At 71.0% G+C, this 26,517-nt stretch carries 27 protein-coding genes; 12 read left to right on the top strand and 15 right to left on the bottom strand.

Features of this window, described 5'->3' with window-relative positions; genetic code table 11:
* Nucleotides 1-4: 4 nt before the first annotated feature.
* The gene (locus FLX08_RS25315; protein ID WP_142622047.1) at nt 5-424 is read left to right on the top strand and encodes a hypothetical protein; all 420 of its coding nucleotides are present in this window, start codon (nt 5-7) and stop codon (nt 422-424) included.
* Here the strand turns inward: FLX08_RS25315 and FLX08_RS25310 are convergent.
* Nucleotides 390-1,253, bottom strand: coding sequence for a pentapeptide repeat-containing protein (locus FLX08_RS25310; RefSeq protein ID WP_142622045.1), 864 nt, complete (start codon nt 1,251-1,253; stop codon nt 390-392). The two genes, FLX08_RS25315 and FLX08_RS25310, sit on opposite strands and share 35 nt — an antisense overlap.
* A gap of 126 nt (nt 1,254-1,379) precedes the next feature.
* On the opposite strand from FLX08_RS25310, the gene FLX08_RS25305 reads away from it, so the two are divergent.
* Nucleotides 1,380-1,850, top strand: a complete 471-nt coding sequence (locus tag FLX08_RS25305; RefSeq protein WP_142622043.1) for a hypothetical protein — start codon at nt 1,380-1,382, stop codon at nt 1,848-1,850.
* 241 nt (nt 1,851-2,091) lie between these two features.
* Nucleotides 2,092-3,180: a DUF4037 domain-containing protein gene (locus tag FLX08_RS25300; protein WP_142622041.1), complete on the top strand. Its 1,089-nt coding sequence runs from the start codon at nt 2,092-2,094 to the stop codon at nt 3,178-3,180.
* Between the two features lie 36 nt (nt 3,181-3,216).
* On the opposite strand, the gene FLX08_RS25295 is transcribed toward FLX08_RS25300, so the two are convergent.
* The 4 genes from FLX08_RS25295 to FLX08_RS25280 all read right to left on the bottom strand — a co-directional run bounded on the left by FLX08_RS25295 (nt 3,217) and on the right by FLX08_RS25280 (nt 7,472).
* Complete coding sequence (locus FLX08_RS25295) at nt 3,217-4,857, bottom strand: beta-N-acetylhexosaminidase (protein WP_142622039.1); 1,641 nt, start codon at nt 4,855-4,857, stop codon at nt 3,217-3,219.
* Nucleotides 4,858-4,987: 130 nt separating this feature from the next.
* Nucleotides 4,988-5,920, bottom strand: a complete 933-nt coding sequence (locus tag FLX08_RS25290) for an N-acetylmuramoyl-L-alanine amidase (protein WP_142622037.1) — start codon at nt 5,918-5,920, stop codon at nt 4,988-4,990.
* A gap of 66 nt (nt 5,921-5,986) precedes the next feature.
* The gene (locus FLX08_RS25285) at nt 5,987-6,253 is read right to left on the bottom strand and encodes a hypothetical protein (RefSeq protein ID WP_142622035.1); all 267 of its coding nucleotides are present in this window, start codon (nt 6,251-6,253) and stop codon (nt 5,987-5,989) included.
* Between the two features lie 115 nt (nt 6,254-6,368).
* Nucleotides 6,369-7,472 carry a LacI family DNA-binding transcriptional regulator gene (locus tag FLX08_RS25280; protein WP_142622033.1) on the bottom strand — a complete coding sequence of 368 codons (1,104 nt, stop codon included), beginning with the start codon at nt 7,470-7,472 and terminating at the stop codon, nt 6,369-6,371.
* A 218-nt stretch (nt 7,473-7,690) separates the two neighbouring features.
* Here FLX08_RS25280 and FLX08_RS25275 point away from each other — a divergent pair, with 218 nt between their 5' ends.
* Entirely contained in the window at nt 7,691-8,509 is an 819-nt protein-coding gene (locus FLX08_RS25275) for a TetR/AcrR family transcriptional regulator (RefSeq protein ID WP_244312877.1), read from the top strand.
* A 268-nt stretch (nt 8,510-8,777) separates the two neighbouring features.
* Here the strand turns inward: FLX08_RS25275 and bldC are convergent, their stop codons facing one another.
* Both bldC and FLX08_RS25265 read right to left on the bottom strand, forming a co-directional pair.
* Nucleotides 8,778-8,981: a developmental transcriptional regulator BldC gene (bldC, locus tag FLX08_RS25270; RefSeq protein ID WP_013133571.1), complete on the bottom strand. Its 204-nt coding sequence runs from the start codon at nt 8,979-8,981 to the stop codon at nt 8,778-8,780.
* Between the two features lie 421 nt (nt 8,982-9,402).
* Nucleotides 9,403-10,269, bottom strand: coding sequence for a DUF8083 family protein (locus FLX08_RS25265; protein WP_142622031.1), 867 nt, complete (start codon nt 10,267-10,269; stop codon nt 9,403-9,405).
* Nucleotides 10,270-10,403: 134 nt separating this feature from the next.
* On the opposite strand from FLX08_RS25265, the gene FLX08_RS25260 reads away from it, so the two are divergent.
* Together FLX08_RS25260 and FLX08_RS25255 are read left to right on the top strand one after the other, a co-directional pair.
* A complete protein-coding gene (locus FLX08_RS25260) occupies nt 10,404-11,522 on the top strand; it encodes a Leu/Phe/Val dehydrogenase (protein ID WP_280117131.1) in 1,119 nt (372 codons plus the stop codon).
* Nucleotides 11,523-11,673: 151 nt separating this feature from the next.
* Nucleotides 11,674-11,904: a DUF3073 domain-containing protein gene (locus FLX08_RS25255; RefSeq protein ID WP_079315184.1), complete on the top strand. Its 231-nt coding sequence runs from the start codon at nt 11,674-11,676 to the stop codon at nt 11,902-11,904.
* 489 nt (nt 11,905-12,393) lie between these two features.
* Here FLX08_RS25255 and purM read toward each other — a convergent pair whose 3' ends face one another.
* Both purM and purF read right to left on the bottom strand, forming a co-directional pair.
* Complete coding sequence (purM, locus tag FLX08_RS25250) at nt 12,394-13,422, bottom strand: phosphoribosylformylglycinamidine cyclo-ligase (RefSeq protein WP_142622027.1); 1,029 nt, start codon at nt 13,420-13,422, stop codon at nt 12,394-12,396.
* Nucleotides 13,419-14,855 carry an amidophosphoribosyltransferase gene (gene purF, locus FLX08_RS25245; protein WP_208761648.1) on the bottom strand — a complete coding sequence of 479 codons (1,437 nt, stop codon included), beginning with the start codon at nt 14,853-14,855 and terminating at the stop codon, nt 13,419-13,421. The genes purM and purF overlap by 4 nt, the downstream gene beginning before the upstream one ends.
* Before the next feature lie 183 nt (nt 14,856-15,038).
* Here purF and FLX08_RS25240 point away from each other — a divergent pair, with 183 nt between their 5' ends.
* Nucleotides 15,039-15,623: a DUF4190 domain-containing protein gene (locus FLX08_RS25240; RefSeq protein ID WP_142622023.1), complete on the top strand. Its 585-nt coding sequence runs from the start codon at nt 15,039-15,041 to the stop codon at nt 15,621-15,623.
* Nucleotides 15,624-15,630: 7 nt separating this feature from the next.
* Here the strand turns inward: FLX08_RS25240 and FLX08_RS25235 are convergent, their stop codons facing one another.
* Together FLX08_RS25235 and FLX08_RS25230 are read right to left on the bottom strand one after the other, a co-directional pair.
* Entirely contained in the window at nt 15,631-16,074 is a 444-nt protein-coding gene (locus FLX08_RS25235; RefSeq protein WP_142622021.1) for a sterol carrier family protein, read from the bottom strand.
* A 133-nt stretch (nt 16,075-16,207) separates the two neighbouring features.
* Complete coding sequence (locus tag FLX08_RS25230; protein WP_142622019.1) at nt 16,208-17,632, bottom strand: MFS transporter; 1,425 nt, start codon at nt 17,630-17,632, stop codon at nt 16,208-16,210.
* Nucleotides 17,633-17,741: 109 nt separating this feature from the next.
* Between FLX08_RS25230 and FLX08_RS25225 the strand changes: the two genes are divergently transcribed.
* Entirely contained in the window at nt 17,742-18,437 is a 696-nt protein-coding gene (locus FLX08_RS25225) for a TetR family transcriptional regulator (protein WP_142622017.1), read from the top strand.
* Here the strand turns inward: FLX08_RS25225 and FLX08_RS25220 are convergent.
* Entirely contained in the window at nt 18,344-19,795 is a 1,452-nt protein-coding gene (locus FLX08_RS25220; RefSeq protein ID WP_142622015.1) for an MFS transporter, read from the bottom strand. The genes FLX08_RS25225 and FLX08_RS25220 overlap by 94 nt on opposite strands.
* A gap of 370 nt (nt 19,796-20,165) precedes the next feature.
* Here FLX08_RS25220 and FLX08_RS43010 point away from each other — a divergent pair, with 370 nt between their 5' ends.
* Together FLX08_RS43010 and FLX08_RS25210 are read left to right on the top strand one after the other, a co-directional pair.
* Complete coding sequence (locus tag FLX08_RS43010) at nt 20,166-20,801, top strand: collagen-like domain-containing protein (protein WP_280117130.1); 636 nt, start codon at nt 20,166-20,168, stop codon at nt 20,799-20,801.
* 387 nt (nt 20,802-21,188) lie between these two features.
* Entirely contained in the window at nt 21,189-21,998 is an 810-nt protein-coding gene (locus tag FLX08_RS25210; protein ID WP_167530562.1) for a collagen-like domain-containing protein, read from the top strand.
* A gap of 257 nt (nt 21,999-22,255) precedes the next feature.
* Here FLX08_RS25210 and FLX08_RS25205 read toward each other — a convergent pair whose 3' ends face one another.
* Complete coding sequence (locus FLX08_RS25205; RefSeq protein ID WP_142622009.1) at nt 22,256-22,915, bottom strand: TetR/AcrR family transcriptional regulator; 660 nt, start codon at nt 22,913-22,915, stop codon at nt 22,256-22,258.
* Between the two features lie 131 nt (nt 22,916-23,046).
* On the opposite strand from FLX08_RS25205, the gene FLX08_RS25200 reads away from it, so the two are divergent.
* Both FLX08_RS25200 and FLX08_RS25195 read left to right on the top strand, forming a co-directional pair.
* Complete coding sequence (locus FLX08_RS25200; RefSeq protein WP_142622007.1) at nt 23,047-23,997, top strand: NADP-dependent oxidoreductase; 951 nt, start codon at nt 23,047-23,049, stop codon at nt 23,995-23,997.
* A gap of 217 nt (nt 23,998-24,214) precedes the next feature.
* A complete protein-coding gene (locus FLX08_RS25195) occupies nt 24,215-24,871 on the top strand; it encodes a class I SAM-dependent methyltransferase (protein WP_142622005.1) in 657 nt (218 codons plus the stop codon).
* Nucleotides 24,872-24,906: 35 nt separating this feature from the next.
* Here FLX08_RS25195 and FLX08_RS25190 read toward each other — a convergent pair whose 3' ends face one another.
* Together FLX08_RS25190 and FLX08_RS25185 are read right to left on the bottom strand one after the other, a co-directional pair.
* A complete protein-coding gene (locus FLX08_RS25190; protein WP_142622003.1) occupies nt 24,907-25,215 on the bottom strand; it encodes a helix-turn-helix domain-containing protein in 309 nt (102 codons plus the stop codon).
* 60 nt (nt 25,216-25,275) lie between these two features.
* A complete protein-coding gene (locus tag FLX08_RS25185) occupies nt 25,276-26,445 on the bottom strand; it encodes a PucR family transcriptional regulator (protein WP_142622001.1) in 1,170 nt (389 codons plus the stop codon).
* Nucleotides 26,446-26,517: the final 72 nt, after the last annotated feature.

The raw sequence follows: 26,517 nt of genomic DNA, 5'->3' as shown, positions 1-26,517 counted from the left end.
GCCCATGCCGCTGATCGATAAGGTGACCGGCATGGGCGTTCTGGTCGACTACTTCACCGCCGACTCCGAGCGATCCGCCCGGCGTGCCCTGTCCGCCGGACCGGGGGCGGCCGGCCTGCCGTACGTGGACTGCAAGGGATGGCTCGACGAGCTCGACACGCTGGTCGCCGAGCTCAGCGGGCGCGACCTCAGCGAGTTCGGCGACACCCAGATGATCGCGGGGGACGACGAGGGGCCGGCCCTGGAGCGCATGGCGTCCGACACCGTCGAGGCGCTCGCCGCCGTGGACGACGCGCGGCTGCGCGAGTACGCCGAGGAGGAACTGCTCGACGAGTTCGAGGTCGAGCGCGTCACGGAGCTGCGCGACCTGGCCAGCACCGCCGTACGGCTCAACCAGGAGATGTACGCGTGGATGAGCCTGTGAGCGCCTCGAACAGCTCCTGACGGAGGGCGGGCGGCAGTCTGCGGCCCATGTCCAGAGAGCTCACCACCGCGTGGTCGTCGTTGTGCTCCACGGCGTTGCCGGCGAGGAACTCCAGGCTGAAGCGGGCCTTCTCCCGGTGTTTCGGGTCCGGCCACGCCTCCACGAGCGGCAGCACCGCCCGCACCCGCGCGCTCACGCGGTCGAGGAGCGCGTAGCCGGGCGGGCCGGGCCAGCGCTGCGCGTGCAGGTCGATGTGCCTGAAGGCGACGTCCTCCAGCTCGGCGGCGGTGAAGTCGTTGCCGGTGAACACGTTGCGCTCCCTGCCCAGCGCGGCCTGCTCCTTGGGAGGACGGCCCCAGAAGTTGACGTCGCGGAGCCGCCCGGAGAAGACGCAGCCGACGAACTCGGCCTCCGTCGTGAACGTCTGCTGCCTCAGCCGGGACCGGTCGAACACGCACCTCTCGAACCGCACGTTGCCGAACGAGGTGAGCGGCGCGAAGCGCGTACGCCGGAACACGCAGTCGCGGAAGACCGACTGCGGCCAGCTGATGCGGTTCCACATCCCTCCGGCGGCGGTGGCGCCCATCGACAGATGCTCGAAGGCCGCGCCGGAGAAGTCGCATCCCTCGAACTCGCCCGCATGAGAGCTGAAGTCGGCGAACACCGTTCCGGAGAAGTCCACGTTGACCAGCCGTGCCCGATCGAAGATCACGCTCCGCACTCCGGGCGGCAGCTCGAACCGCTGGTCGCGCAGCTCGCCGCGGGCGACCCAGTCTCGCCGCCACTCCTCCCGGCTCGGCCGCAGGCTGAACCGCTCGGACCTGCTCACGCGGCCCGCCCGCCCAGGCCATGGCCCGGGGAGAGGCGAATCACGATCATGCGCTCCGAAAGTACGAGATCATGCATGAGCGGAGTCTCGCAGCCCGCCCCGACAAAGCTAAGCGAGCGACCCCTCATGAGCGCCATCTACGACCAGGCCGACGGCGAGCGGATCGCCGTGGCCGACAGCGGTGATTCCGTGAGCATCATCAACCGCTCCGGGAGGATCGTCGTCGCGAAGAAGGACGTGCGCAGGCTCGCCGAGCGGGTCCTCGCCGCGGCGGGCCGGATGGCCGTCGTCCTGTTCCCGCCGGCCCTGCGGAAGGACACGCTGTCGGTCTCCGGCCCGTCCGGGCGGTGGAAGGTCCGCGTCTCACCGAAGAACGGCGCTCGCGTCCTCGTCGAGGTCGATCCGCAGGGTCTTGGGCCGGCCGAGGCCTACGAGCTCGCCGCCGCCGTCGCGGTGGCCGGGCGCCACATCGGCGACGCGGAACAGGCAGACCTGCGCCTGACCGCGAGGATCCGCGACGTGATCGACACCTACCAGGGCCTCGACCCGGAGAAGCTCGCGGCCGCCATCGTCGCCGAGGTCCTCGACGGAGCCTGAGCGGGAAGCGCCCGGCGCGTCTCATCACGACGCGCCCGCCATGTCCCCCGCACGCCTGGTGACCCCGCGCCCCCGCGTCCCACACGCCTGACGGGGAGCGTCCGCACCGCCACGCCACCGCGTCGCGGCACGCCCGATGATGCCGCGCGTCTTCACCGGCGCTTGCGGTCCGCTCGGCCGCCCGGTGCCGCGGGAAAAAGCCGGTTGTCCCGCGCGACGGAGCCTGTGGAGGATGCCGGTCATGCGAGACGGGCACGTGCGCGGGCTGGAGCTGTCGCGGCGGTTCTATTTGGAGGCGGTGGCACCGCTGCTGGCGCGGCACTTCGGCGGCCTCACGCACACGGCGGCGCTCCTCGGTGCGGGCTCGGAGGTGCTCGGGTACGACACCGAGCGATCCACCGACCACGACTGGGGCCCCCGGCTGCAGCTGTTCCTGAGCCCCGAGGACGCCGCCGCGTACGGCGAGGCCGTGGACGCCATGCTCGCCGGGAGCCTGCCGCCGCGGTTTCTCGGCTATCCCACGAACTTCGGCGCGACGGGGGCCGGCCGGACCCGGCACATGGAGACGACGGACGGCCCGATCCGGCACGGAGTGGTGGTGGCCGATCCGACCGCATGGCTCACCGGGCATCTCGGATTCGATCCGATCGCGGGCGTCGGCCTGTCCGACTGGCTGGCGACGCCCACACAGACGCTCGCGGAGATCACGGCGGGGGAGGTCTTCCATGACGGCCTGGGTCTGCTCCAGCCGGTCCGGCGGCGCCTCGCCTGGTATCCCGGCGACGTCTGGCGCTACGTCCTCGCCTGCCAGTGGCGGCGGATATGCCAGGAGGAGGCGTTCGTGGGCCGTGCCGGCGAGGTCGGTGACGAGCTGGGCTCGGCCGTCACCTGTGCCCGTCTGGTGCGCGACCTCATCCGGCTCGCCCTGCTCATGCACCGCCGCTACCCTCCGTACGGCAAGTGGCTGGGCAGCGCCTTCGCCGCCCTGCCGTGCGGCCCGGATCTGGCGCCCGTGCTCAGGGCGGCCGTGTCGGCCACCGGCTGGCAGGAACGCGAGCGCCACCTCGCCACCGCCTACGAGGCCCTCGCGGCCCTGCACAACGACCTCGGCCTCACCCCGCCTGTCGATCCGCGCACCCGGCCCTATCACAGCCGCCCCTTCCGGGTGCTGCACGCCGAGCGCTTCACCGAGGCGCTGCTGCAGACCATCGCCGATCCGGAGGTGCGGCGCCTGCCCCTCACGGGTGCCGTGGACCAGTACGCCGACAGCACCGACATGCTGGGCGACCGCTCCCGGGTGCGCCGCGTCGCCGGCGCGGCGCGGCCCTAGAGACCGGGCCCGGGCCTTCGAAGACCGGCCGGGGCCTCAGAGGCTGGGCCGGGTGGAGTCGGCCGACAGGCTGAGCTCGTGCAGGTGGCGCATCACGTCGTGCACGACGACGGCGCCGGGGCGATGGCGCCGCCATCCGGTGCCGCCCCGCTGCCAGGGCCGGGGCCCGGACAGCGGGCGATACTCCACGCCGAACGCGTCGAGCCGGGCCAGATGGGCCTCCAGGCGGGGGAAGAAGTCCTCGGGCCCGGCCGGGCCGCCGGTCCACGCGACCTCGGCCGCCGCGCAGCCCCGGGGCCAGGCGCGGTAGTCGAGCGTCCGGCCGTCCGGGATGCGCTCGCTCCAGAGCTGGAACTGGGTGCCGATCACCCGGGTGCCCTCCTCCTCCGGCCACTCGGACGGCGCGGGCGCGAAGGCCGCCACATCGGCCACGGTGATCGCGTCTCCCAGCCCGACCGGCTCCTCGGGCGAGGCCGCCTCGGCGTAGTCGAAGTACATGGGGAAGACCGGCGTCGCCACCACGTCATGTCCGGCCGCCGCGGCCCGGCGGGCGACGTGCTCGCCGCGCCAGGGCATCACGACCGTGTCGGGCCGCAGCCTGCCGCTGACGAACGCCTCGTCCCACACCACCGTACGGCTGCCGCGCTCGGCCAGCGCGTCGGCGAGCCGCCGCAGGAACCACGCGTGCAGGTCACCGGCGCTCTCCAGGCCCAGCGACGCCTGGTAGGCCGAGATCTCGGCCGACGCCGCCCAGTCGTCGAGCACGCACTCGTCGCCGCCGATGTGGAAGTAGGGCACGTCGCCCAGGGCGTCGGTGATCTCGGCGAACACGGTGGTCAGGAAGTCGACGGTCGCCGGAAGCGGGGACAGGATCGCCGGCGAGATGCCCCACCGGTCCAGCACCTCGTAGCGCTCCTGCGGGCGGGACGCCAGCGCGGGATAGGCGGCCAGCACGGCGGAGGCGTGCCCCGGCACATCGATCTCCGGCACGACGGTCACCGCCCGAGCCCGGGCGTACGCCGCGATCTCCGCGAGGTCGGCGACCGTGTAGTGCCCGCCGTGGGGGACGCCGTCGAAGGCGAGCGCCTCCCCCTTGTGGCTGGTGATCGTCCGCGGGCGGTGCGAGCCCACCTCGTGCAGCAGCGGGAACGCCCTGCTCTCCACCCGCCAGCCCTGGTCGTCGGCCAGATGGAGATGCAGCCGGTTGAGCTTGTGCAGCGCCATCAGGTCGATCATCCGCAGCACCTCCCGCTTGGGCAGGAAGTTGCGGGCCACGTCGAGGTGCGCGCCGCGCCAGGAGAACCGCGGGGCGTCCTCCACCCGGCCGCAGGGGACCGTCCAGGACGTCCCGGGCACGACGGCCGACCGGAACGCCTCGGCCGGAAGGAGCTGGCGCAGCGTCTGCGCGGCGTAGAAGGCGCCCGCCCGGTCTCCCGCCGCGATGCGCACACCGTCGCCCGTGATCGTCAGCACGTACGCCTCAGGACCGAGCCGGGGGTCCTCCTCCACCCGCACGGCCGCCGTCGCGGCGTCGCCGGGCCGGAGGTCGAGCACGGGGAGCGCGAGCCGTACGGCGTCGGTGAGCGGGGCCGGGCCCGACACGGCGGAGCCGGGCGCGATTCCGGCCGACTCGGGGCCCGTCTCGACAAGCCTCGGCAGGGGGAGGAGATGCTTCATTCCGCCGATGATGCCAAACCCCGCCGACAGTCCCGCCACCCGGTCCACAGCCGCTCAGAGCCCGGCCCGGAGCCGGCCCAGAGCGCGGCCCAGGACCCGTCCAGCACCCGCTCAGAGCCGCCGAGGCGCGTCAGCGGGCGGACGTGAGGTAGTTCTCCAGGCCCTTCGCCAGCGCACGCGCCATCTTCGCGCGGAACGCGGGGTTCTTGAACTTGGCGGCGTCCGTGGCGTTGCGCATGTTGCCGCACTCGATGAAGATCTTCGGCACCGTCGACAGGTTGAGGCCGCCGAGGTCGCTGCGGTAGTTCAGCGCCTGCCTGCCGATGTAGTTCGAGTACGGCAGGCCCGTGCCGCGGTGGAAGGCGTCCCGCACGTCCGCGCCGAGCCGTGCCGAGTCCTTCACGACCGGATCGACGGGGCCGCCGATCTTCTTCGGCATGATGACGTGGAACCCGCGGAGGTTCGCCCCCGCGCCGTCGCCGTGGATGGAGATGGCCGCGTCCGCCTTGGCCTTGTTGCCGATGGCGGCCCGCTGGTTGATGCAGGGGCCCCACGGGGTGCTGCTCGTACGAGTGAGCTTGACCGTGGCCCCCTGGGCCCGCAGCAGCTTGGCCAGCCTGGTGGACACGTCCAGGGTGAAGGCCGCCTCGGTGTAGCCGTCGTTCGTCGACGTGCCGGTCGTGTCGCAGGCCTTCTTCTGGTTGGCGATGTCGACCAGCTGGTTGATCTCCCTGGTGTGGCGGAAGTTGCCGCCGTTGTGGCCCGGGTCGATCACCACGACCTTGCCGGCCAGGGGCCGTGCCTCCGCCTCGGAGGCGGCCGCCGTACGCGTGGTCGGAGCGGCCGTCTCGGCGGAGGCCGTGTCCGCCGCCTGGTCCTGGGTCGCGGCCGGCCGGCCGAGCTGGGACGAGGCGCCGGAGGCCGGGGCCCCGCTGCCGGAAACCCCGCTGCCGGAAACCCCACTGCCGGAAACGTCGGCGCCGGAGACCCCAGCGCCGCCGCAGGCGGCGGCTCCGACCCCGCACAGGGCCAGGGCTGCGGCGGCGAGTGGTCGTCTGATCACGGTCGAAGTCCCTTCCCGGAGGTATGGTCACCCCAACCTAACCGGAACGGAGTCGTGATCAGACCGTTATGCCGGAAACCTGGCCACCCACGCCGGCTCGGGGATCTCCTGCCGATGCAGGAGAGCGGCCAGCTCACGGGCGTCCTCGGCGTCGAGGCCCAGCACCACGCGCGGCCGTCCCCAGGGGTGGTCGATCGAGTGGGCGACATAGCTCGCCACCGACTCGGCCACGTCCTCGCTGCCGAGCCCCCGGCTCTCCCTCCAGTGCGCCCAGGCCCGCTCCAGTTCGCCGGCGGCCCGTTGAGCGCAGGAGACCAACTCAGGATCACGCATGAATCCCCCCGATTTTCCGGTCGCCGGCCTGCGGGCAGCCCTTCCGCGACCCGCCGGGGGCCGGCGCCACGGCTGAAGTCAACACCGGCCGCGAGGGGACACGTCGGTGATTGACCTAGCCTTGGCCACCGCTTGGAGCGGGCCCGGTGCTGCGCCGTACGACGAGCTGCGGGGTCACCTGCCGCAGCCGGGCGGTCTTGCCGGGCTCGGTGATGCGGTCGCTCAGCAGCGCCGCCGCCGAGCGGCCCATAGCCCGCCGGGGCTGGTCGACGCTGGTCAGCGAGATGTGGGTGACGGCCGCGAGGTGGGTGTTGTCGTAGCCGACGACGGACACGTCCTCGGGCACCCGTAACCCCAGCTCGCTCGCCGCGCTCAGCACGCCCATGGCCACGATGTCGTTCGCCGCGAAGATCGCGGTCGGCCGGGGGTCGCGCTTCAGCAGCGCCAGCGCCGCGCGCCGGCCGCCCTCCTCGCTGAAGTCACCGTGCTCGACCATGATGTACGGCGCCAGCGCGTGCCGGCGCATGGCCACCAGGTAGCCCTCGCAGCGGCAACGGGCGGCCGACGACGGGGCGCCCTCGATGTGGGCGATGCGCTGGTGGCCCAGCTCCACGAGGTGGTCCACGGCGAAGCGGGCGCCGAGCTGGTCGTCGTCGACGACGATGTCCACGCCCTCGAGTTCGACGTCGCGCTCGCCGACCACCACGGTGGGCGTGTAGGCCGACGCCTCGGCCAGCGTGTCGCTGGACGGCGCGACCCCGAGCAGGACCAGGCCGTCCACCCGCAGTTCGAGGAACGCCTCGACGGCCTCGTCCTCGAACGCCGGGTCCCAGCGGCCGCTGCCGATCAGCAGCCGCAGCCCGTCGCCGTGCAGGCTCTCCTGCAGGCCGTCGAGGAACTCCGCATAGAAGGGGTTGTGCAGGTCGGCCACGAGCGCGCCCACCAGATGAGTGCGCCCCTCGACCAGGCTGCGGGCGACCGCGTTCGGGCGGTAGCCGAGCTCCCGGGCGGCCTGGAGGACCGCCTCCCTGCGGTGCTCGCTCACGTGCGGGGATCCCCGCAGCACGAGAGACACCAGCGACTTGGAGACTCCTGCCCGCTCGGCCACGTTGCGGATCGTCGGGCGGGGCCGAGGGCTGAACCCATCGGACAGTCCGCCGGTGGGGATCGTGACCCCGACGTCTTTCCGGGCAGTGGTCTGCATGGACGGTCCTGACATGGTTCTCCCCACGATGCGTGGACGTGCACCTGACACACCAAACGATCGAGTTGCCCTGAGGGTACGGGTTGATCGCGGTTAGACAGGAACCTTCCTCTAATCGGGCGTTGGGAAGGTTAGCGTTACCACGCGTGGCAGCGCCGAGCCGGGAGGGGTTCGAGGGCGCCCCGGGATTCGGCCGCGCCCCTCTCAGGTGGGGATTCGCTAGGGTGCGGGGTGTGAGTGCCACACGCCAAGCGGAAGACGGGGCACGGCCGGCGCGACGCAGGCTGAGTGTGGACCGGCGGCGTGAGGAGCTCATCGCCGCCGCGCTGGAGCTGTTCAGCAGACACGATGCCGAGGACGTCTCGATCGACGACGTGGCGGCCTCCGCGGGCGCGTCGAGGGCGCTCGTCTACCACTACTTCGGCGGCAAGCAGGAGCTCTACGTGGCGGCCCTGCGGAGCGCGGCGGCGGAACTGCAGGCGCGGTTGCAGGCACAGGGTGAGGGCGGGCCGCTGGAACAGCTCGGTGCGGGCCTGACGCGTTACTTCGACTTCGTCGAGGAGCACGCGGCCGGCTTCGCCGCGTTGCTCAGGGGAGGCCCGGCCAATCGCACCGGGGAGATCGGCGAGATCGTCGACGGGGTGCGGCAGCGCATGCTGCGCATGATCGTCCACCAGATGGGGGTCGACGCGCCCGGTCCGGCGTTGCGCGTCACGCTGAGGTCGTGGGTCGCCTCGGTGGAGACGGCCGGCCTCGACTGGCTGGAGCACCGCGACATGGCGCGGGGCGAGCTGGAACGCCTCCTGGTGGACCAGATGGTCGCGCTCCTGGGGGCGGCGAGCGGGCAGGATCCGGGGGTACGGGTGCTGCTGGAGACCCTGCTGCCCACGCACACGGCTTCCGAGAACGCGCCACTTGAGAACGCGCCACTTGAGAACGCGGCATTCGATGACCGCGCATCCGAGCCCCCGGCATCTGAGAGCTCGGCATCTGCGACTGAGAGCCGGGCACCTGGGAGCCCGGCTTCCGTGAACCGTGAGGCCGTTCCCTGAACCCTCGCGCGTTACTCAGCGCGTTACTCACCGCGTTACTCACCGCATTCGCGAGACGTCCCGAGGCACGAAGGCCGGGGCGTACGCATGGGGAGAACGGGGGAACCTCCAGGGGTGAACGGATCGTGCGCGCGGGGAGGCGCCGGGCGGGCGGCGCCGACCCCAGATCCCCTCCCATGACCGGCAGCGGTCACGGGAGTGTGGTGGACGCGCTCACATCCCCGACGCGAGCGCGCCGTCGTTCCCCCCGTGGCGTGACGGCCACGTCCTACTCGGACCGCTGCTGCGGAATCCCCGCGAGCAGTGCCCGGACCTCGGTCTCCCGGTAACGCCGGTGACCGCCGAGGGTGCGGATGGACGTCAACTTGCCCGCCTTCGCCCACCGGGTGACGGTCTTGGGGTCGACGCGGAACATCGTGGCGACCTCCGCCGGGGTGAGCAGTGGCTCGGCCTCGGGTGTACGAGCTGACATTTGTGCGGCCTCTCCTCCGTGTGGACCGCCGGCAGCGATCCTGCGACTTGTCTGGCGCAAGTGCCCCTTCCGTCAAGCCCTGCCCCCGTCGCGTCGGCCGGAGCGGCGTTGTCCGCCTCGACGCCGCTGCGTTCGGGGAAATCCTGTCGGTCGCGGCACTGTCACGGATGTCCGTCAATGATCCAAAAACGTGCGGTTTCTAGGACCATTTACGGCATCACCCGATGTGACCATACAGCCACGTAGTGCGATTGGCGAGCCCTCTGGGCACAACGTCTCGACCACGGGTTGATGTCACGCTCGGTGATTCTAGCGACACGTTTCGTGGTATCGCAGTGAAAACGGCAAACTACTCAGTTCGTAGATGTGAGATCGACGCTGCCATGACCTGAATTGGCAGGTCAGGGCATGTTCATGACCGTCAGTTTGCCGACTCTAGAGCGCGAATCGACCTCCAGCGGAGAATCACGCGCTGATACATCGCGAAGGCAAGTTCTTCCTGACCGTTGTCCAAGCCCGCGAGGGCGGTCGCCACCTCGGCGACGGACTGGTCGCCCTGGAGGGTGCGGTCGTCCATCAGGTGGACGAGGCCGCCGTAGTCGAGCTCCACCAGCGAGTGGGGGTGGAACTCCTCCAGCCAGCGGCCCACCTCCTCGACCTCGGTGAGGGCCGCCACCTGCCCGACGTGCCTGCGGATCACCACCAGAGCCCGGGCCACCCGGCGCCGGGCCTGCGCCATCGAGGTGACGTACAGCATGTTCCTGGGCGGCGCGGCGGTGGTCTGCGCGCCCGCCTCGGCCGGCTGCTCCGAGCCCAGCACGAGCCAGCGCTCGGCCGAGTCGAACGGCACGAACCACGCGATCGGCACATGCCAGGTGCTCGTACGGATGTGGGTGCGCAGGGACTGCTCTCCCCGCTTGAACCGGTCGAAGTCGTCGGCGGTCTGCTCCGCGATGGCCTGCGGCACGAACCGGGAGGCCAGCTTGACCGGGACGCTCCCGCGGAACGACGCGAACGCCAGCCACGACCGCAGCCTGCTCTGCCAGGGGCAGACGTACAGCGTCTCCTCCACCCGGCGCAGGTAGGCGTTGGGGCTCTCCCGCTCGGGCGCCGGCAGCGGCGGGACCGGCAACAGGCGGCGGACCGCCTCGCCGTGTTCGACCTCGAGCGCGCCCGCCCGGCGCGGCCGGTCGCGCGAGTCCGCGTACCGGGCCCACCGAGCCTGATCGTGCGGGGCGAAAGCGGTCAGCGGCTCGTACACACGGAGATAGGCGGCGTAGGGGAGCACACCAGAATCGTGCCACGTCGCGGGACGCCTGTGCAGCACCGTCCCGGGTTTCCATGATCGTTTTGTGGGGTCGTCCGATAAGCTGGAGGCCGATCGCCGCAACGAGGCGGCGTACACGATCAGGAGTCACCACCGTGACCGACGTTTTCGGGCTGTCCCACAAGGATTCCAGCTCCGGGGGCGACACGAACCCCGCCCAGCCGGTGCGACACGAACAGGTCGTCTTCTGCTCCGACGAGCGTAGCGGCCTGTATGCCATCATCGCGATCTACAGCACCGCCCTCGGACCGGGGCTCGGCGGCACCCGGTTCTATCCCTACCCGAGCGAGCAGGCCGCGCTCGCCGACGTGCTCAACCTCTCCCGGGCCATGGCGTACAAGAACGCGCTGGCCGGTCTCGACCTCGGCGGCGCCAAGGCCGTCATCATCGGCGATCCCTCGGCCGACAAGAGCGAGGCTCTCCTGCGGGCCTACGGCAGGTTCGTCCAGTCGCTCGGCGGGCGCTACTACACCGCCTGCGACGTGGGCACCTACAGCGAGGACATGGACGTGGTGGCGCGCGAGTGCTCCTACGTCACCGGCCGCACGCAGGAACACGGCGGCGCCGGAGACTCCTCCATCCTCACCGCCTTCGGCGTGTTCCAGGGGATGCGGGCCGCCGCCGACCACGTGTACGGCGCCTCCTCCCTGCGCGGCAGGCGAGTCGGGATCGAGGGGGTCGGCAAGGTCGGCCACCGCCTGGTCGAGCACCTGCTCCAGGACGGCGCCGAGGTCGTGATCTGCGACGTGAACGAGCGGGCCGTCGAACAGGTGCGGCAGCGCCACCCCGAGGTCGAGGTCGTGCCCGACGCCGCCACCCTCGTGGCGTCCGACATCGACGTGTACGCGCCCTGCGCCCTCGGCGGCGCGCTGGACGACGAGACCGTCCCCCGGCTCAAGGCGAAGATCGTCTGTGGTGGGGCCAACAACCAGCTCGCCCATCCCGGCGTCGAGAAGCAGCTCGCCGAGCGGGGCATCCTGTACGCCCCGGACTACGTCGTGAACTCCGGCGGGGTCATCCAGGTGGCCGACGAGATCGAGGGCTTCGACATGGACCGCGCCCGCGCCCGGGCGGCGAAGATCTTCGACACGACCTTGAAGATCTTCAGCTCGGCCGAGGAGGAAGGCGTCCCTCCCGCCGTCGCAGCGGATAGGCTGGCAGAGCGGAGAATGTCAGAAATCGGTCGGCTAAGGGGTATTTGGCTCCGGCGCTGACCGCCGCCGCTCGTACGACGTACCGAGCGGCGCACAAACCAGGTACGGTAATAGGCGAACGAGAGACTGACGCCTGAAGTCAGGTGGCGTCGGTGCGCGGTGCGTTAGTGACGAGGGGTCGGGCACGGCCCCGCATGAGGGGGTCGAGCCAATGGGGCGCGGCCGAGCCAAGGCCAAGCAGGTCAAGGTCGCCCGTCAGCTGAAGTACAACAGCGGCGGGACGGATCTTGAGCGCCTGCGCGCGGAGCTCGGAGTCGTGGACGCCGACGATTCCGGCCACAGTGACGAGCATGACCCTTACGACGAGTTGGCTGATCGCTACGCCGATTACGCGGCCGTCGACGACGACGACGGCGACGACGACCGCCGTGGTCGGCGTTGACCCGGTTCTGATCGCCAGGTGAGTGACCCGGCGGGGGACGTTCCCGCCGGGTTCTCTCAATGTCCGCGAGTCGCTCTCCCGTCCGCCCCTCGCCTCGGGGGTGCGGGGACGGGCGCGGGGAGGGTGCCGGTCGGCCGCACCATTGTGGACGGCCGCAAATGGGGACCATTGTGGACGGCCATATATGTGGCCGGACCCGGTCACCGCCGGTCGGTGCGTCATGGGCGTGTTCCCTCATCGCCGATCCGGCCGGATCGCGGGCTGCGGGCTCCTGGAAACCGGTTGATCCTTGTGATGGCGAGCCGTTGTGGCCGTCGCCCTGTCGTGATGCCCGGATCCTGTGGAGTCGGCCCTGTGAGGTTGGCCGTGGGTGCATTTTCCCGCGAGTGACGGATCTCACGCCGATGACGGATGCCCGCCGGCCGTAAGGAGGCTCCGGGGGACCGCCGCGACGCGGCCCGCCCGGTCAACGTTCGTCCGGCCCAGGTCTCACTGACGGAAACGGGCCCGTCCCTCGCCCTCGACGATCTCACCCAGCACCCAGGCGGGCAGGCCCCGACCGGTCAGCAGCGCGAGTGCCTTGTCGGCCTCCGCCGCCGGGATGATCGCGCACATGCCCACGCCGAGGTTGAACGTCTTGTCCATCTCCTCCTGGGGCACGCCGCCGTGTCCGCCCAGCACCTCGAAGATCGCGGGCGGGGTCCAGGAGCCCCGGTCGAGCAGGGCGTCCACCGTGCCGGGCAGTGACCTGGCCAGGTTGGCCGCCAGCCCGCCGCCGGTGATGTGCGCCAGGGCGTGGACCTCGGTCTCCCGGATGAGCGCCAGGCAGTCGAGCGAATAGATGCGCGTGGGCTCCAGCAGCTCCTCGCCGAGCGTACGGCCCAGCTCGGGCAGCTCCTGCTCCAGGCGCAGCCCGGCGGTCTTGATCACGTGCCTGACCAGCGAATAGCCGTTGGAGTGGACGCCGCTGGAGGCCAGCCCGAGCACCACGTCGCCCGGCACGACCCGGTCGGGGCCGAGCATCTCGTCGGCCTCGACGACTCCGGTGCCGGCGCCCGCGAGGTCGTACTCGTCGGGGCCCATCGCGCCGGGGTGCTCGGCGGTCTCCCCGCCGACCAGCGCGCAGCCCGCGAGCCGGCACCCCTCGGCCACGCCGCCCACGATGTCGGCGATCCGCTCGGGCACGACCTTGCCGCACGCGATGTAGTCGGTCATGAACAGCGGCTCGGCCCCGCAGACCACGAGGTCGTCCACGACCATGCCGACGAGGTCGATCCCGATCGTGTCGTGCTTGCCGAGCTGCTGGGCCAGCATGACCTTGGTGCCCACGCCGTCGGTGGACGTGGCCAGCAGCGGCCTGCGGTAGCGCAGGAACGCCGAGGCGTCGAAGAGCCCGGCGAAGCCGCTGGCGTCGTCCACGACCTCCGGGCGCCGGGAGCGCGCCACCCGCGACTTCATCAGCTCGACCGCGCGGTCACCGGCCTCGATGTCGACGCCGGCGTCGGCGTAGCTGGTCATCGCTGAGCCTCCAGCACGAACTTGCCCACCCTGTCGTCCTCGATAGGAATGGGGTACTCGCCGGTGAAGCACGCGCGGCACAGGCGGTCGGCCGGCAGCGTCGTCGCCCGGGTGAGCCCCTCCAGGGAGATGTACCCGAGGGAGTCGGCGCCGAGCGAGGATCGGATCTCCTCGACCGACAGCGACCCGGCGATCAGCTCCGCACGGGTGGCGAAGTCGATGCCGTAGAAGCACGGCCAGGCGACCGGGGGCGAGGAGATCCGCACGTGGACCTCGGTGGCCCCGGCCTCGCGCAGCATCTTCACGATGGCCCGCTGCGTGTTGCCGCGGACGATGGAGTCGTCCACGACCACCAGGCGCTTGCCCTCGATGACCTCGCGCAGCGGGTTGAGCTTGAGGCGGATGCCGAGCTGGCGTATGGTCTGCGACGGCTGGATGAACGTCCGGCCGACGTAGGAGTTCTTCACCAGGCCCTGGCCGTACGGGATGCCGCTCTGCTCGGCGTAGCCGATGGCGGCGGGCGTCCCGGACTCGGGCGTCGGGATCACGAGGTCGGCGTCCACCGGGTGTTCGCGGGCCAGCACACGGCCGACCTCGACCCGGGTGGACTGCACGCCACGCCCGGCGATCGTGGTGTCGGGACGGGCGAGGTAGACGTACTCGAACAGGCAGCCCTTGGGCTCGGCCGGTGCGAAGCGCCGCGAGCGGACCCCGCGCTCGTCGATGGTCAGCAGCTCGCCGGGCTCGATCTCGCGGATGAACGACGCGCCGACGATGTCGAGCGCGGCGGTCTCGGACGCGACCACCCAGCCGCGCTCCAGCCGGCCCAGCACGAGCGGGCGGATGCCCTGCGGGTCACGGGCGGCGAACAGCGTCGTCTCGTTCATCCAGACGAGCGAGTAGGCGCCCTTGACCTCCGGAAGCAGCTCGGCCGCCACGTCCTCGACCGGGCGCGAGGAGTCCTGGGCCAGGAGGGCGGTGAGCACCTCGGTGTCGGTCGTCGCCCGGATGGAGCCGGGCGCGAGCCCTTCCGCGAGGTGAGCGGTGTTGATCAGATTGCCGTTGTGGGCGAGCGCCAGCCCCTTGCCGTCGCTGGAGTTCAGCGTCGGCTGCGCGTTCTCCCAGACACTCGATCCGGTGGTGGAATAACGGCAGTGGCCGATCGCCAGGTGCCCCCGCAGGGTGCCGAGGATCGACTCGTCGAAGACCTGGGCCACCAGGCCCATGTCCTTGTAGACGAGAATGCGGTTGCCCTCGCTTACCGCAATGCCCGCAGACTCCTGCCCGCGGTGCTGCAATGCGTAGAGGCCGTAGTAGGTGAGTTTGGAGACGTCCTCCCCGGGCGCCCATACGCCGAAGACGCCACAGGCGTCCTTCGGAGCGCGGTCCTGGGGGTCGAGGTCATGGCCCAGCCGGCCGTCGCCCTTCAACACGTACTTGAGTCTATTTGGGCGTTGGCGCTGCTCAAACCCGGGCATGCCCTTCAGGCGCCGGAACCATCACCCGCCCTTTGCCGTGTCACCCCTGCTCACACGCGGATTTCGGGGCAGCCTGGGCTTCCGGGCAGGCCCTGAGAATCGGATTTGGGGCCCGGAACCGGCAGGGGAGGGATGATCGTGGCGACACCCGACGACGCCGGGGGTCCGCGGGAGCCGTACGGCCCGGGGGCTCCGGAGGAGCGGGAGCCGTCGGCCGGGGTGCCCGAAGGGCCCGGGGGCCCGCCGTACGGGGGACCGCCCTACGGCTGGCCTCCTTACGAAGGACCGTATGGCCAGCCGCCGTACGGTCAGCCCCCGTACGGTCAGCCGCCGTACGGGGGGCCGCTGCCGCCGCCTCCGGGGCCGGGCGGACGTCCCGGCGGGCCCTGGGGGCCGCAACCGGGTGGCGGGCTCGGGACGGCCGCGCTGGTGCTGGGGATCTGCTCGATCGTCCTGCTGCTGGTCTGCGGAATCGGCACGCTCGTGGCGATCGCCGGGCTCGTCATCGGCATCGTGGCGATCGCCAAGAACTCCAACCGGGGCAGGGCGATCGGAGGGGTGGTGCTGAGCACCATGACCCTGCTGCTCGCCCTGATCATGAGCGTGGCGCTCTACAACTGGTTCACGACCAAGCGCGTCGGCGAGTGCTTCGACCGCCGGCTCTATCCCACCCAGGAGGACGCGCAGCGCTGCGTGCAGGACAGGCTCTCCGGGCTCCAGTGACCCGTGGTCACCAGAGAGGGAGCAGCGCGGACAGGTCGGCCCGGGCGCCGCTGGCCGCGATCTTCCCCGCGGCGGTGGCGTCGGCCCATGACAGCCGCCCCGTGGCCAGTTCGAGCCAGGTGCGAGGGTCGGTCTCGATGACGTTGGGCGGGGTGCCCCGCGTGTGCCGGGGCCCCTCCACACACTGCACGGCCGCGTGCGGGGGCACCCGCACCTCCACCGACCGTCCCGGCGCCCGCGCGGCCAGCTCTTCGAGCAGGTGCCGTACGGCGGCGCGGGCGGCGGCCCTCAGCGGCGTGAGCCCGGCCTCGTAGGCGTCGAGCACGGCCAGCACGCACGCGTTGCCCGCCATGCCCTCGGGACCGTCGAACGGCGGTCTGCCGAGATCGGCGAGCTGGGCGTCGAGCGCTTCCCTGATCTTCCCTGGGTCGATTCTGCGTGCCGGCACCAGCTCATTGTCCCGGATTCCGCCCCCCCCTTTCGATGTCGCGGGAAATGCCGGGCCTGCCCGGTGGCGCCCACGACGACCTGATCAAGGAGTAGTGCGACCTTCCCGTACGGCTCGGCGCGGAGCCGTACGGGACTCAGCCGACCGGCTCGGCCACGGCGGGTTCGCTGGGCTCGGCGGAGGCGGCGGCGGCCCGGGTGCGGCGCAGGGAGTAGACGCTGACGGGAACGCCGACCAGCACGATCGCGGCCGCGATCACCAGCGTGAACCGGTAGGCCTCAAGGAAGGCGTGCAGCGGAGCGTCGCCTACCGCGCTCTGCCTGGCGCTCAGGATCGCGCCCAGGATCGTGATGCCGAGCAGGCCGAAGACCTCGCGGGAGACGTTGAGCACCCCCGAGGCCACGCCCGCCCTCGCGGGGGGCATCGCGTTCAGCACGACGTTGGTCAGCGGGACGAGCAGGCCGGCGCCCGCGCCGTACAGGAGGAACCAGGGGAGCAGGTCGCCATAGTGGGAGCCCTCGCCCGCGCTCGACAGCCCGCCGATCGCCACCGCCATCAGGCCGAGGCCGGCGGCGACGGTGCCCGCGCTGCCGAAGCGCTCGGCGATCCGCGGTGAGACGCTCGCGATCACCGCCATGAGCAGGGCCATGGGCCCGAAGCCCGCGCCCGCCTCCGTCGGGGAGAACCCGAGGGCGCTCTGGAGATAGAGCGCGGTGAAGAAGTAGATGCCGAAGACGCCGAACGACCACAGGCCCATCGACAACAGGCCGCCGCTGAAGACCCGCTCGCGGAACAACGTGAGGTCGATCATCGGCTGCGCCGTACGGGACTCGACGACGAGGAACGCGACGGCGGCCACCGCGAAGGCCGCGAACGCGCCGAGGATCGGCGCCGAGGTCCACCCACGCGACTCGCCCTCGATGAGCGCGTAGGTGAGGGCGAACAGCGCCACGGCGGAGGTGGCCAGGCCCGGCAGGTCGAGAGCCGAGCGCCCGGCCGCGGCCCGCTCGACCCTGATCGAACGCAGGCCGATCACGGCCGCGATCACGCCGATTGGCAGGTTGATCAGGAAGATCCAGCCCCAGTCGGCGTTCTCGCTGAGGAACCCGCCCGTGAGCGGGCCGATCGCGAGGGCCAGGGCGCCGACCGCGCTCCAGATGCCGACGGCCGTCGCCCGCTCGCGCTGATCGGGGAAGATCCGGGGCAGCAGGGCCAGCGTCGACGGGGTCACCAGTGCCGCACCGAGCCCCTGCACCGCGCGCGCCGCGATCAGCGTCTCCTGGCTCCCGGCGAGGCCCGCCGCCACCGACGCGAGCGTGAAGACCGCCAGGCCGCCGAAGAACGCCGTCCGGGGGCCGAAGACGTCCGCCAGGCGTCCGCCGGCGAGCAGCAGGCCCGCGAACACCAGGATGTACGCGCTCACGATCCACTCCAGGCCGGAGATCGTCAGCGCCAGGTCCCGCTGGATCGTCGGCAGAGCCACGTTGACCACGTTGTTGTCCAGGTAGGTCATGAACGTCGCGAGCGACACCGCGACCAGCGCCCACCATCGTCCGGACATGTGTCCTCCTCTTGTACGAGGTACATGTACGGCGTACATGTACGGTGCATAGGAGACCTTGTACGGCGTATAGTTGTCAAGTGCCGATGAGGTAGGGAGGCTGCGGGCCATGGCGCACGCGGAGCGGCTGAGCCGCCTGAGTCTGATCGAGAAGGCCCTTGAGCTGGCCGACGCCGAGAGCCTGGAGTCGGTCACGGTGCGGCGGCTCGCCCAGGAGCTCGGGGTGACGCCGATGGCGCTCTACTGGCACGTCAAGAACAAGGACCAGTTGTTCGTCTGCCTCGCCGACCATCTGCTCGCCCAGGTCACTCCCGAGTTCGACGCCGACGCGCCGTGGAACGCGCGGCTGCGGGTGATGGTCGAGGCGCTGATCGGGGTGATGCGACAGCACCGCTACATGCCGGGGCTGTTCGCGATGGTCGAGAAGCAGGATCTGTCGAACTTCAACCGCGCGACCGACACCGCGCTCGACCTGCTCTCCCAGGCCGGTTTCACGCTGAGCGAGGGCTACGCCGTCTCCACCTACCTGCTGCACGGCGCGATGGCCCTGGTCGACAACGAGCCCGGCTGCCCCGGCGCGGCCAGTGCGATGGAGGCGGCCGAGCTGCGCCGGCAGAAGCGGCTGACCCTGGAACGGCTCCCCGCCGACGAGTTCCCCCGGATCGTCGAATACGCCAGGGCGATGGAGGACGAGCCCGACCTCGACGCCTACTACGCCTTCGGCGTGGACCTCCTGATGTCCGGGGTCGAGGCGATGGCCGCGAAGAGGACGCCGAGCAGCGCGACGCAGAACAACACGAGATAGGTGGTGCGGAACCCCGTCATGAGCTGCCGCAGCGCGACCGGGGACACCTCCGAGAGCGTCCCCGCGTAGACCTGGTCGCGCAGCGCCGGCGCGACGGACGCGGTCAGCACGCTCAGCGTCGTCGCCACGCTGAGCACGACGCCGACGTTCATGATCATCAGGCGGAAGCCGTTCACCACCCCGCGGCTCTCCTCCGGCAGCGCGCTCATGACCTGTGTCGTGTTGCCGGTCAGGAAGGCGCCGCTGCCGCATCCGCCCACGAAGAGCCCGATCCCGATCACCCAGTAGGGCGTGGCCGGGCCGGCCGAGACCGTGAGGACGAGCAGCCCCGAGGCCGTGAGCGCGCACCCGCCCACCGACAGCGCGTACGGGCTCACCCGGCGGCCCAGCGCGCCCGCGAGGGGAGAGGCGAGGGTCATGCCCACGGGCACCGGCAGCACGCCCAATCCGGCGGACAGCGCGTCGGAGCCGCGCGCGGCCTGGAAGTAGAGCCCCGCGAGCAGGATCAGCGACGAACGTGCGAGCGCGTTGGCGAACGACGCCAGATTGGCGAACAGCAGCATGCGCCCGCCGAAGAGCGTGAGGTTCAGCACCGGGTTGCGGGCCCGGCGCTCCACGGCGAACAGCGCGGGGACGAGCGCGGCGGCGGCCACGCCGGGCAGCGGCTCGTGCTGACCGATGGCGATCAGCACGGCCGACAGCGCGGCGAACACGACAAGGTTGCCCAGCGCGTCCACGGACTGCCGGGGGCCGGCCGGGACCTTCCGCAGCACCATCGCGCCCCAGACGAGCGCGACCACCCCCGCCGGGACGTTGATCCAGAAGATCCACCGCCAGCCGAGCGTGTCCGCGATCAGGCCGCCGAGGGTCGGCCCGGCGAGCTGGGCCACCGAGAGCGTGGCCATGTAGACGCCCATCCCCTGACTGAGCCGATCGGGCGGGAAGGCGGCGGTGACGATCACCGTGCCGTTGGCGAGGATCATGGCCGCGCCGAGCCCTTGGAGCGCCCGCAGGGCGATGAGCACCCCGACGTCCGGCGCGATCCCGGCCAGCAGCGACGTCGCCGTGAACAGGGCGAACCCGACGAGGTAGACCTCCCGCCTGCCGAGCAGGTCGGCGACGCGGCCGAAGAACACCAGCGTCGCGGTGCTGATCAGCAGGTGCGCGAGCAGGATCCAGCTCGACGCCAGCGGCCCGGCGTCGAAGTGCCGTACGACCGCGGGGAGCGCGACGTTCAGCGTGCTGGAGCTGAGCCCGATGAGGACGAGGCCGAGCCCGGTGACGGAGCAGACCCTCCAGGCGTACCGGAGGGCCTTCGCATGCTCGGGAGAGCCGGGTTCCAGGGGGGTGTCGGCCATGGCGTCGATTCTGGCGTGCGGCGTACGTCTGGATTGTCCTGGGTGTGATCACCACGGCGCCGAGCCGGTTTGGAACGTTCTTGACCGCCCGGGCTTACGGATAGCGGAGATGCGCATACGTGATGTTTGGCCTGACAACCTCCATATCTCCCGGCGCGTGAATAACGTGCGCAACTTCTGTATTGCGCGCACCCTCCTGAGCCTCGGAAAGGGAAGTCTCGTGGCTATCAAGTTGCCGGGCGGACGCACCATTGGCCTGATGACGGCTGGTGCTCTGGCTGGATCGGTCCTGGTTCTGGGTGGCGCGGCCACCGCTTCGTCGGCGAGTGACGCGCCGTTGTACGCGTGTGTGAACAAGAACACGCGGTATATGCGGCTGGTGAATGCCACGACGACGTGCAAGCCGACGGAGACGAAGGTGTCGTGGAACAGGACCGGCCCGCAGGGTCCGGTGGGGATCGGCGGCACGGGTCCGAAGGGCGACGCCGGCGCTCAGGGGCCTCGTGGTTTCCGTGGTCCGCAGGGCCTGCGCGGTCCCGCCGGTCCGCAGGGCCCGCAGGGTCCCAAGGGCGCGGCCGGTGCTCCCGGCAAGGACGGCGCCCCCGGCAAGGGCGGCGCCCCCGGCAAGGACGGCAAGGATGGCGAGCGTGGTCCCGCCGGTCCGCAGGGCCCCAAGGGCGACCCCGGAAAGGACGGCGTCGCCGGCATCACCGTCAAGCAGAAGGAGTTCAGCTTCGGCTTGAGCAGCAAGAGTGTGACGCTGAGCTGTGGCGGCGGCTACGCCACGGGCGGTGGCTACCGGGGCACGAGCATCATCGGCGAGGTCCTCACCAACGGCCCGGTCCTCGACGGGAACGGCATGCCGACCGGCTGGGAGATCAAGGGCTCGATCGGCACCAAGGGCACCGCGTACGTGATCTGCGCGAGCGTCGGTGGGGGTGGCGGCGGTGGCAGCTCGTTCGCCGGCGTGAGCGAGGCCGGCGGCAGCAGGGGTGGCGACAAGTAGCTCGACGGGCGGACGGCGCGCCGACCCCGGCGGGAACGTCCGTCCGAGGCTCCGCACGGTGGAGGCGAGGCGGTGGAGTCTGGGGGGCTCCACCACTCTTGACCACTCGGCCTCACCGCCAGCGGAGATACGCATACGTGATATTCGGGATGACAACCGGCATATCACCTGACGCGTGATTCACATGTATAACTTCTGCGTTCCAGGCACTTCGCGTGCCTCAGAGAGGGAAGTCTCGTGGCTATCAAGTTGCCGGGCGGACGCACCATTGGCCTGATGACGGCTGGTGCTCTGGCTGGATCGGTCCTGGTTCTGGGTGGCGCGGCCACCGCTTCGTCGGCGAGTGACGCGCCGTTGTACGCGTGTGTGAACAAGAGCACGCGGTATATGCGGCTGGTGAATGCCACGACGACGTGCAAGCCGACGGAGACGAAGGTGTCGTGGAACAGGACCGGCCCGCAGGGTCCGGTGGGGATCGGCGGCACGGGTCCGAAGGGCGACACCGGTGCGCAGGGTCCGCGTGGATTCCGCGGCCCGCAGGGCCTGCGTGGTCCGCAGGGCGAGCGTGGTCCTGCCGGTCCGCAGGGCCTCAAGGGCGACCCCGGCGCCCCGGGCAAGGACGGCGCCCCCGGCAAGGACGGCAAGGACGGCAAGGACGGCGAGCGCGGCCCCGCCGGCCCGCAGGGAGAGCGTGGTCCTGCCGGCGTGCAGGGGCCGAAGGGGGACAAGGGTGACCGCGGTCTGACCGGTCCTCAGGGGGAGCGCGGTCCCGCGGGCCCGGCGGGCGCCAAGGGTGACACCGGTCCGCGCGGCCTGCCCGGCGAGAAGGGCGACCGGGGCCTCAAGGGCGACGCCGGTGAGGACGGCAAGAGCGCCTGCGACATCTGGAAGGGCCGCTCCTGCACCTCCAAGGACGAGGCCGACTTCCTCAAGTGGCTCAAGGGCCAGGGCGGCAGCGGCGGCGACGCGCCCACCCTGAGCACCCGGATGTCGAGCCAGAACATCTCCGGAAACAGCGGGACCGCCTCCTGCGCGAACGACGAGAGGGTCACCGGAGGCGGCTTCAAGGTCGGCTCCAGCAGGACCGTCACGGGCAGCTACATGAGCGGCAACGGCTGGACCGTCGAGCTGACCGGCAACGGCGGTGGGAACGGCAGCAACGGCCTCGTCTACGCCATCTGCACGAAGATCTCGTAAGTGCGCCGAAGCGCGCCGGTGGAGTCCGTGGGGGCTGCACCGGGCGCGCCACCCCTGCTTGCCGTACGCGACGAGGCGTTGGCGTACGGCACTGCGAAGGCCCTTCCGGAGGGGTTACCGGAAGGGCCTTCGTCGGTCTTCGGCGCCGGGGCGCGTATCGAGTCATGATCAATTGCGGAACACGTCCTCCGCGGAGGCATGGTCCGGTAGATCGTCTGAAGCGAGAAAACGTATCGCGGGCGTCTGTGCGCCGACAGTCACCTGCGATCCTGGCCCGAACGGGACACGAGCGGGAGCAGAATCCTGTCGACGACCGAGACGATGTGGTCCTCGGTGAGTGCCTCGCCGTCACGGACGATCTGCCAGTGGATGAGCAGCGCGACTGCGGCCGATACCTCGATCGCGCACTTCCCGTCTGACTCCTCGGACGGCGAAGGAGGGGGAAGATCGCCGCGCTCGACTGCGTGGGCGAGTACCTCTCCCACCAACCGATGCATCGAGTCGACGTAACGCTCACGGACAAGCGTGAAGATCTCCGGCTGGTGCCGGGCCGTGGCGAGCAGTGTGGCGACCAGTTCGTTGTGCGGCGCGCTGGTGCACTGCTCGACCTGCATCAGGGTTTCGATGAGTTCCTGACGGAGCTGGCCCGGGCCGATCCTGACCGCTCTGTGCCCGGCGGCCAGCGCGGCGTGATCCAACGCGTCCGCAGCGAGCTCGACGCGTGATCTCCAGCGGCGGTACACGGTCGCCTTTCCCACGCCGGCCCGTGCTGCCGCCTTGTCCATGCTCAGCGCGGGGAACCCGCCTTCGGCGAGAAGTTCGATCGCGGATCGCATGATCCGGGCGTCGAGCTCAGGGTCCCGGGCTGGGCCCGATGCGCCGGGCGGTCGCCGCCACGAGGAGTCGGTCTTCACCATCGCGGCATCCTTCCCGAGGCCTCCTGCCAGGAGGACTGCGCTGTGACGAGAGTTTAGCGGCTGCTAGGGTGAGCCAACCCGGAACAAGTTTGTCTCGGGTTAATGCGTGGGTCGATCACGGAGGTACAGCTGTGCGCGCAGTCGGATTCACGGAGTTCGGAGGTCCGGAGGTGATGCGGATCCTGGAGTTGCCAGAGCCGCACGCCGGTCGCGGCCAAGTACGGATCAAGGTGGCCGCGGCGGACGTCAATCCGTCCGACGGCGTCTACCGGTCCGGCTACGTGAAGGAGCTCAACCCCGGCGCGTTCCCGGAGTCCGACGCGTACGTCGTCGGGTGGGACGCCGCGGGCGTGATCGACGAGGTCGGCGACGACGTGCGCCCCGAGCTGACCGTGGGGACCGACGCGCTCGCTCTCGTGCTTCCGCAGCTGACGCGCGGGGCACAGGCGGAGTACGTGGTCGCCCCGGCGGAGTCGGTGGTGCGGGCGCCGCGAGGCGTGGCGCCGACAGCGGCGTCGACGCTGCTGATGAACGGGGTGACCGCGCGGCAGGCTCTGGAGTTGTTGGAGGTTCCCCCGGGCGCGACCGTCGCGGTGATCGGCGCGGCCGGTGCGGTCGGAGGGTTCGCGGTACAGCTGGCCAAGGCCGCAGGACTGACCGTGATCGCGGACGCGAGCGAACGGGATCGTGACCTCGTAGCCGCTCTGGGAGCCGACCACCTGGTGCCACGAGGGGACGGATTCACCGACGCCGTCCTGCGGCTGCGTCCGGACGGCGTGGACGGGCTGATCGACACGGCGCAGTTCACGGCGGCCGCGGGCGCCGCGGTCCGGGAGGGTGGGGTGGTCGCCACGCTGCGCCCTGCCACCGACGCGGCGGTCGACCGTGGGGTGCGCTGGCGCACCGTGGACGTCAGCAAGGACTTGGGTGACACCGGCGCCCTTGACCAACTGCGCGACCAGGCCGAGTCGGGCGTCCTGACGCTCCGTGTCGCGGCCACCTTCGCCCCTGAAGAGGCTGCCCAGGCGCACACACTCATGGAGGCCGGCGGCGTACGGGGGCGCCCCGTCCTCGTCTTCTGACCGCTCCCCAGGGGGACCGGGGACGCAGGGACGGACGTGAGGCTGCCGGGCCGGGTGAGGTAGACGCCATCGGGTCGATGCGGTAGCGCTCCCTCGCGGCCGAGCAGAAGGTAGCCCAGCGGTTCCCAAGCTCAAGCAGCCCCTCGGCCATGGCGCGTAGACCTCACCCGGACCGCCGATTGATCACAACTCGATAGGCACCCTAGGGTGCTCGGTCATGACCGAGCCCTCCTATCTGCGGGCCGCCCGAGCGGCCTACGACACCGTCGCCGCCGACTACGCCGATCGCCTTCGCCACCGGCTGGACGACGAACCGTTCGAGCGCGCGATGCTCGCCGCGTACGCCGATATCGTGCGGGCGTCGGGCGTTCCCGGGCCGGTGGCCGACGTCGGCTGCGGGCCCGGCCGGATCACGGCGCACCTGCACGCGCTCGGCCTGGAGGACGTCTTCGGTATCGACCTGTCGCCAGAAATGATCGCGGTGGCCCGGCGCGACCATCCGGGCCTGCGTTTCCGGGAAGGGACGCTGGCGGCACTCGACATCGCCGACGAGGCTCTCGGCGGCGTCGTCGCGTGGTATTCGATCATCCACACCCCACCGGAGCGGCAGCCCGCGGCGCTGGCCGAGTTTCACCGGGTGCTGGCCCCGGGCGGGCATCTGCTGCTCGCCTTCCAGGTGGGCGACGAGCCCTTCCATGCGGCGGAGGTGTACGGTCACCAGGTCGCGCTCGACTTCCACCGCCTGTCGCCGGACCGCGCGGCGACCATGCTGGCCGAGGCGGGACTGCCGGTGGTCGCACAGTTGGAGAGCGCACGCCGCGAGTTCGAGCGAACCCCCCAGGCCTACCTCATCGCCCGCAAACCACCCCAGTGACGAGACCAGAGGGCCCGCCAACCGAGGCGGGAGTCTCAGGCGACCTTCACCGAGTGATCTCCGAAGTCGGCCACCACGTCGAGCCTTCCACCCAGAGCCACTACATAGGAACGAAGCGTGTCAAGTCCACCGATCTGACCGTGCTCGATCTGGGAGACTCGTGCCTGGCTCACGCCCCTCCGTTCTGCCACAAGCTTCTGTGACAGCCCCAGGCGCTTGCGCATATCCGCCAGCTGAGCCCCACGCAGCTCTGCCTGTAGTTGCTCGCGGCTGGTTTCCCGGGCGGCGACCCGTTCTGGCGAGTCCCACTCAGGATCGATCTCCCGGATCGAGAAACCAAGCATGCACTTCGGCGTGCAGGGTAATTTCCCAGGTCATGCAGGCAATATAAATACGTCCTTATATCACTGGCTGGTGATTTCGGTTTCGAGGGGGAGGGGGGACGGGCGGTAGCGGCCGGAGAGGCGGGCGAGCTTGAGGCTGAGATGCAGGCTCAGCCGCTCCTCGCCGTCCCGGAGGTCGGTCTCCGCGAGTTCCTCGACCCGTCGGAGGCGGTAGTAGAGCGACGTACGGTGCAGGCGGAGCCGGCGGGAGACCGCCTGGGCGTTGCCGGCGAGGTCGAGGTAGATCTCCAGGGTCTCCAGCAGCGGCCGGTGCTGGGCCTCGCCCAGCATCCGGGCCAGCCCCGGATGGAGATTGCCGCGCGGCACTCCGGACAGCATGCGGTAGACGCCGAGGCGGTCCCACTCCGCGGAGCGGCCGAACTCCGGCACGTTCGCGACGACCTCGACGGCGTGCAGCGCCTCCTCGTACGAGCCGGCCGCGAGGGAGAGCGAGGGGCGTGGCGAGCCGACCCCGACCAGGACCGGCGTGCCGAGGGCCGCGTGCATCTCCTCGGGAAAGGCGGTGGTGCCCGCGGTGAGCAGTACGGCGTGGTCGAAGCGCACCAGGTGCAGGGGATGGTGCCTGGCCAGGCGCCGCCGCAGGGCCAGCAGCCCGCGCTCCAGAGTCAGCCGCAGGGTCTCGTCGGTCCCGCCGCATGCGGGCCGGGCGACCGCCACGGTCACGGGCGCGTTGTGAGGGAACGCGCCCGCCTCGATCAGGGGCCTGTCGGCGTCGGGCTCGCGGAGCAGCAGGCCGGTGACGGCCTCCAGCTCGCGGCGCGAGGCGAGCTCGGTGACCAGGCTCTCGTGGAACAGGGTGAGGGCGAGGGTGGGCGCGGCCTCCGCCGCGATCGCGATCTCCGGCTCGGTCATGGCCGGGGCCGCGTCGATAACCCAGAGGAAGCCGAGCGGCAGGCCGTCGTGCCGTACGGGGACGCAGACCCGGGGCAGCAGCCCCAGCTCCGGGGCGCCGGGCGTGCGCAGCGGCCTGGTCGCCTCGTGAATGCCCGCGGCGCGGAGGAAGGCGCGCACGTCGGGGGTGGTGTGGCGGCGGAGGATCGAATGGCGGCGGACGTCGTCCATCGGCCCGTCCTGCTCGCTGTACGCGACGACGCGCTGGCGGCCGTCCTCAAGCAGCAGGGGTCTTTCCAGGCGAAGCGCGAGGTCGTCCACGATTCGCTGCAGATCCACCACTCGGCCTCCACCTGGGCGCTTCGACATTTGTAGGAGAAGGCCCTGATGGTCTTCCCTACAAGTGACCGA

The sequence above is a fragment of the Microbispora hainanensis genome, assembly GCF_006874475.1.
GTDB classification, from domain to species: domain Bacteria; phylum Actinomycetota; class Actinomycetes; order Streptosporangiales; family Streptosporangiaceae; genus Microbispora; species Microbispora hainanensis.
This window is presented reverse-complemented; position numbering and strand designations above follow the sequence as displayed.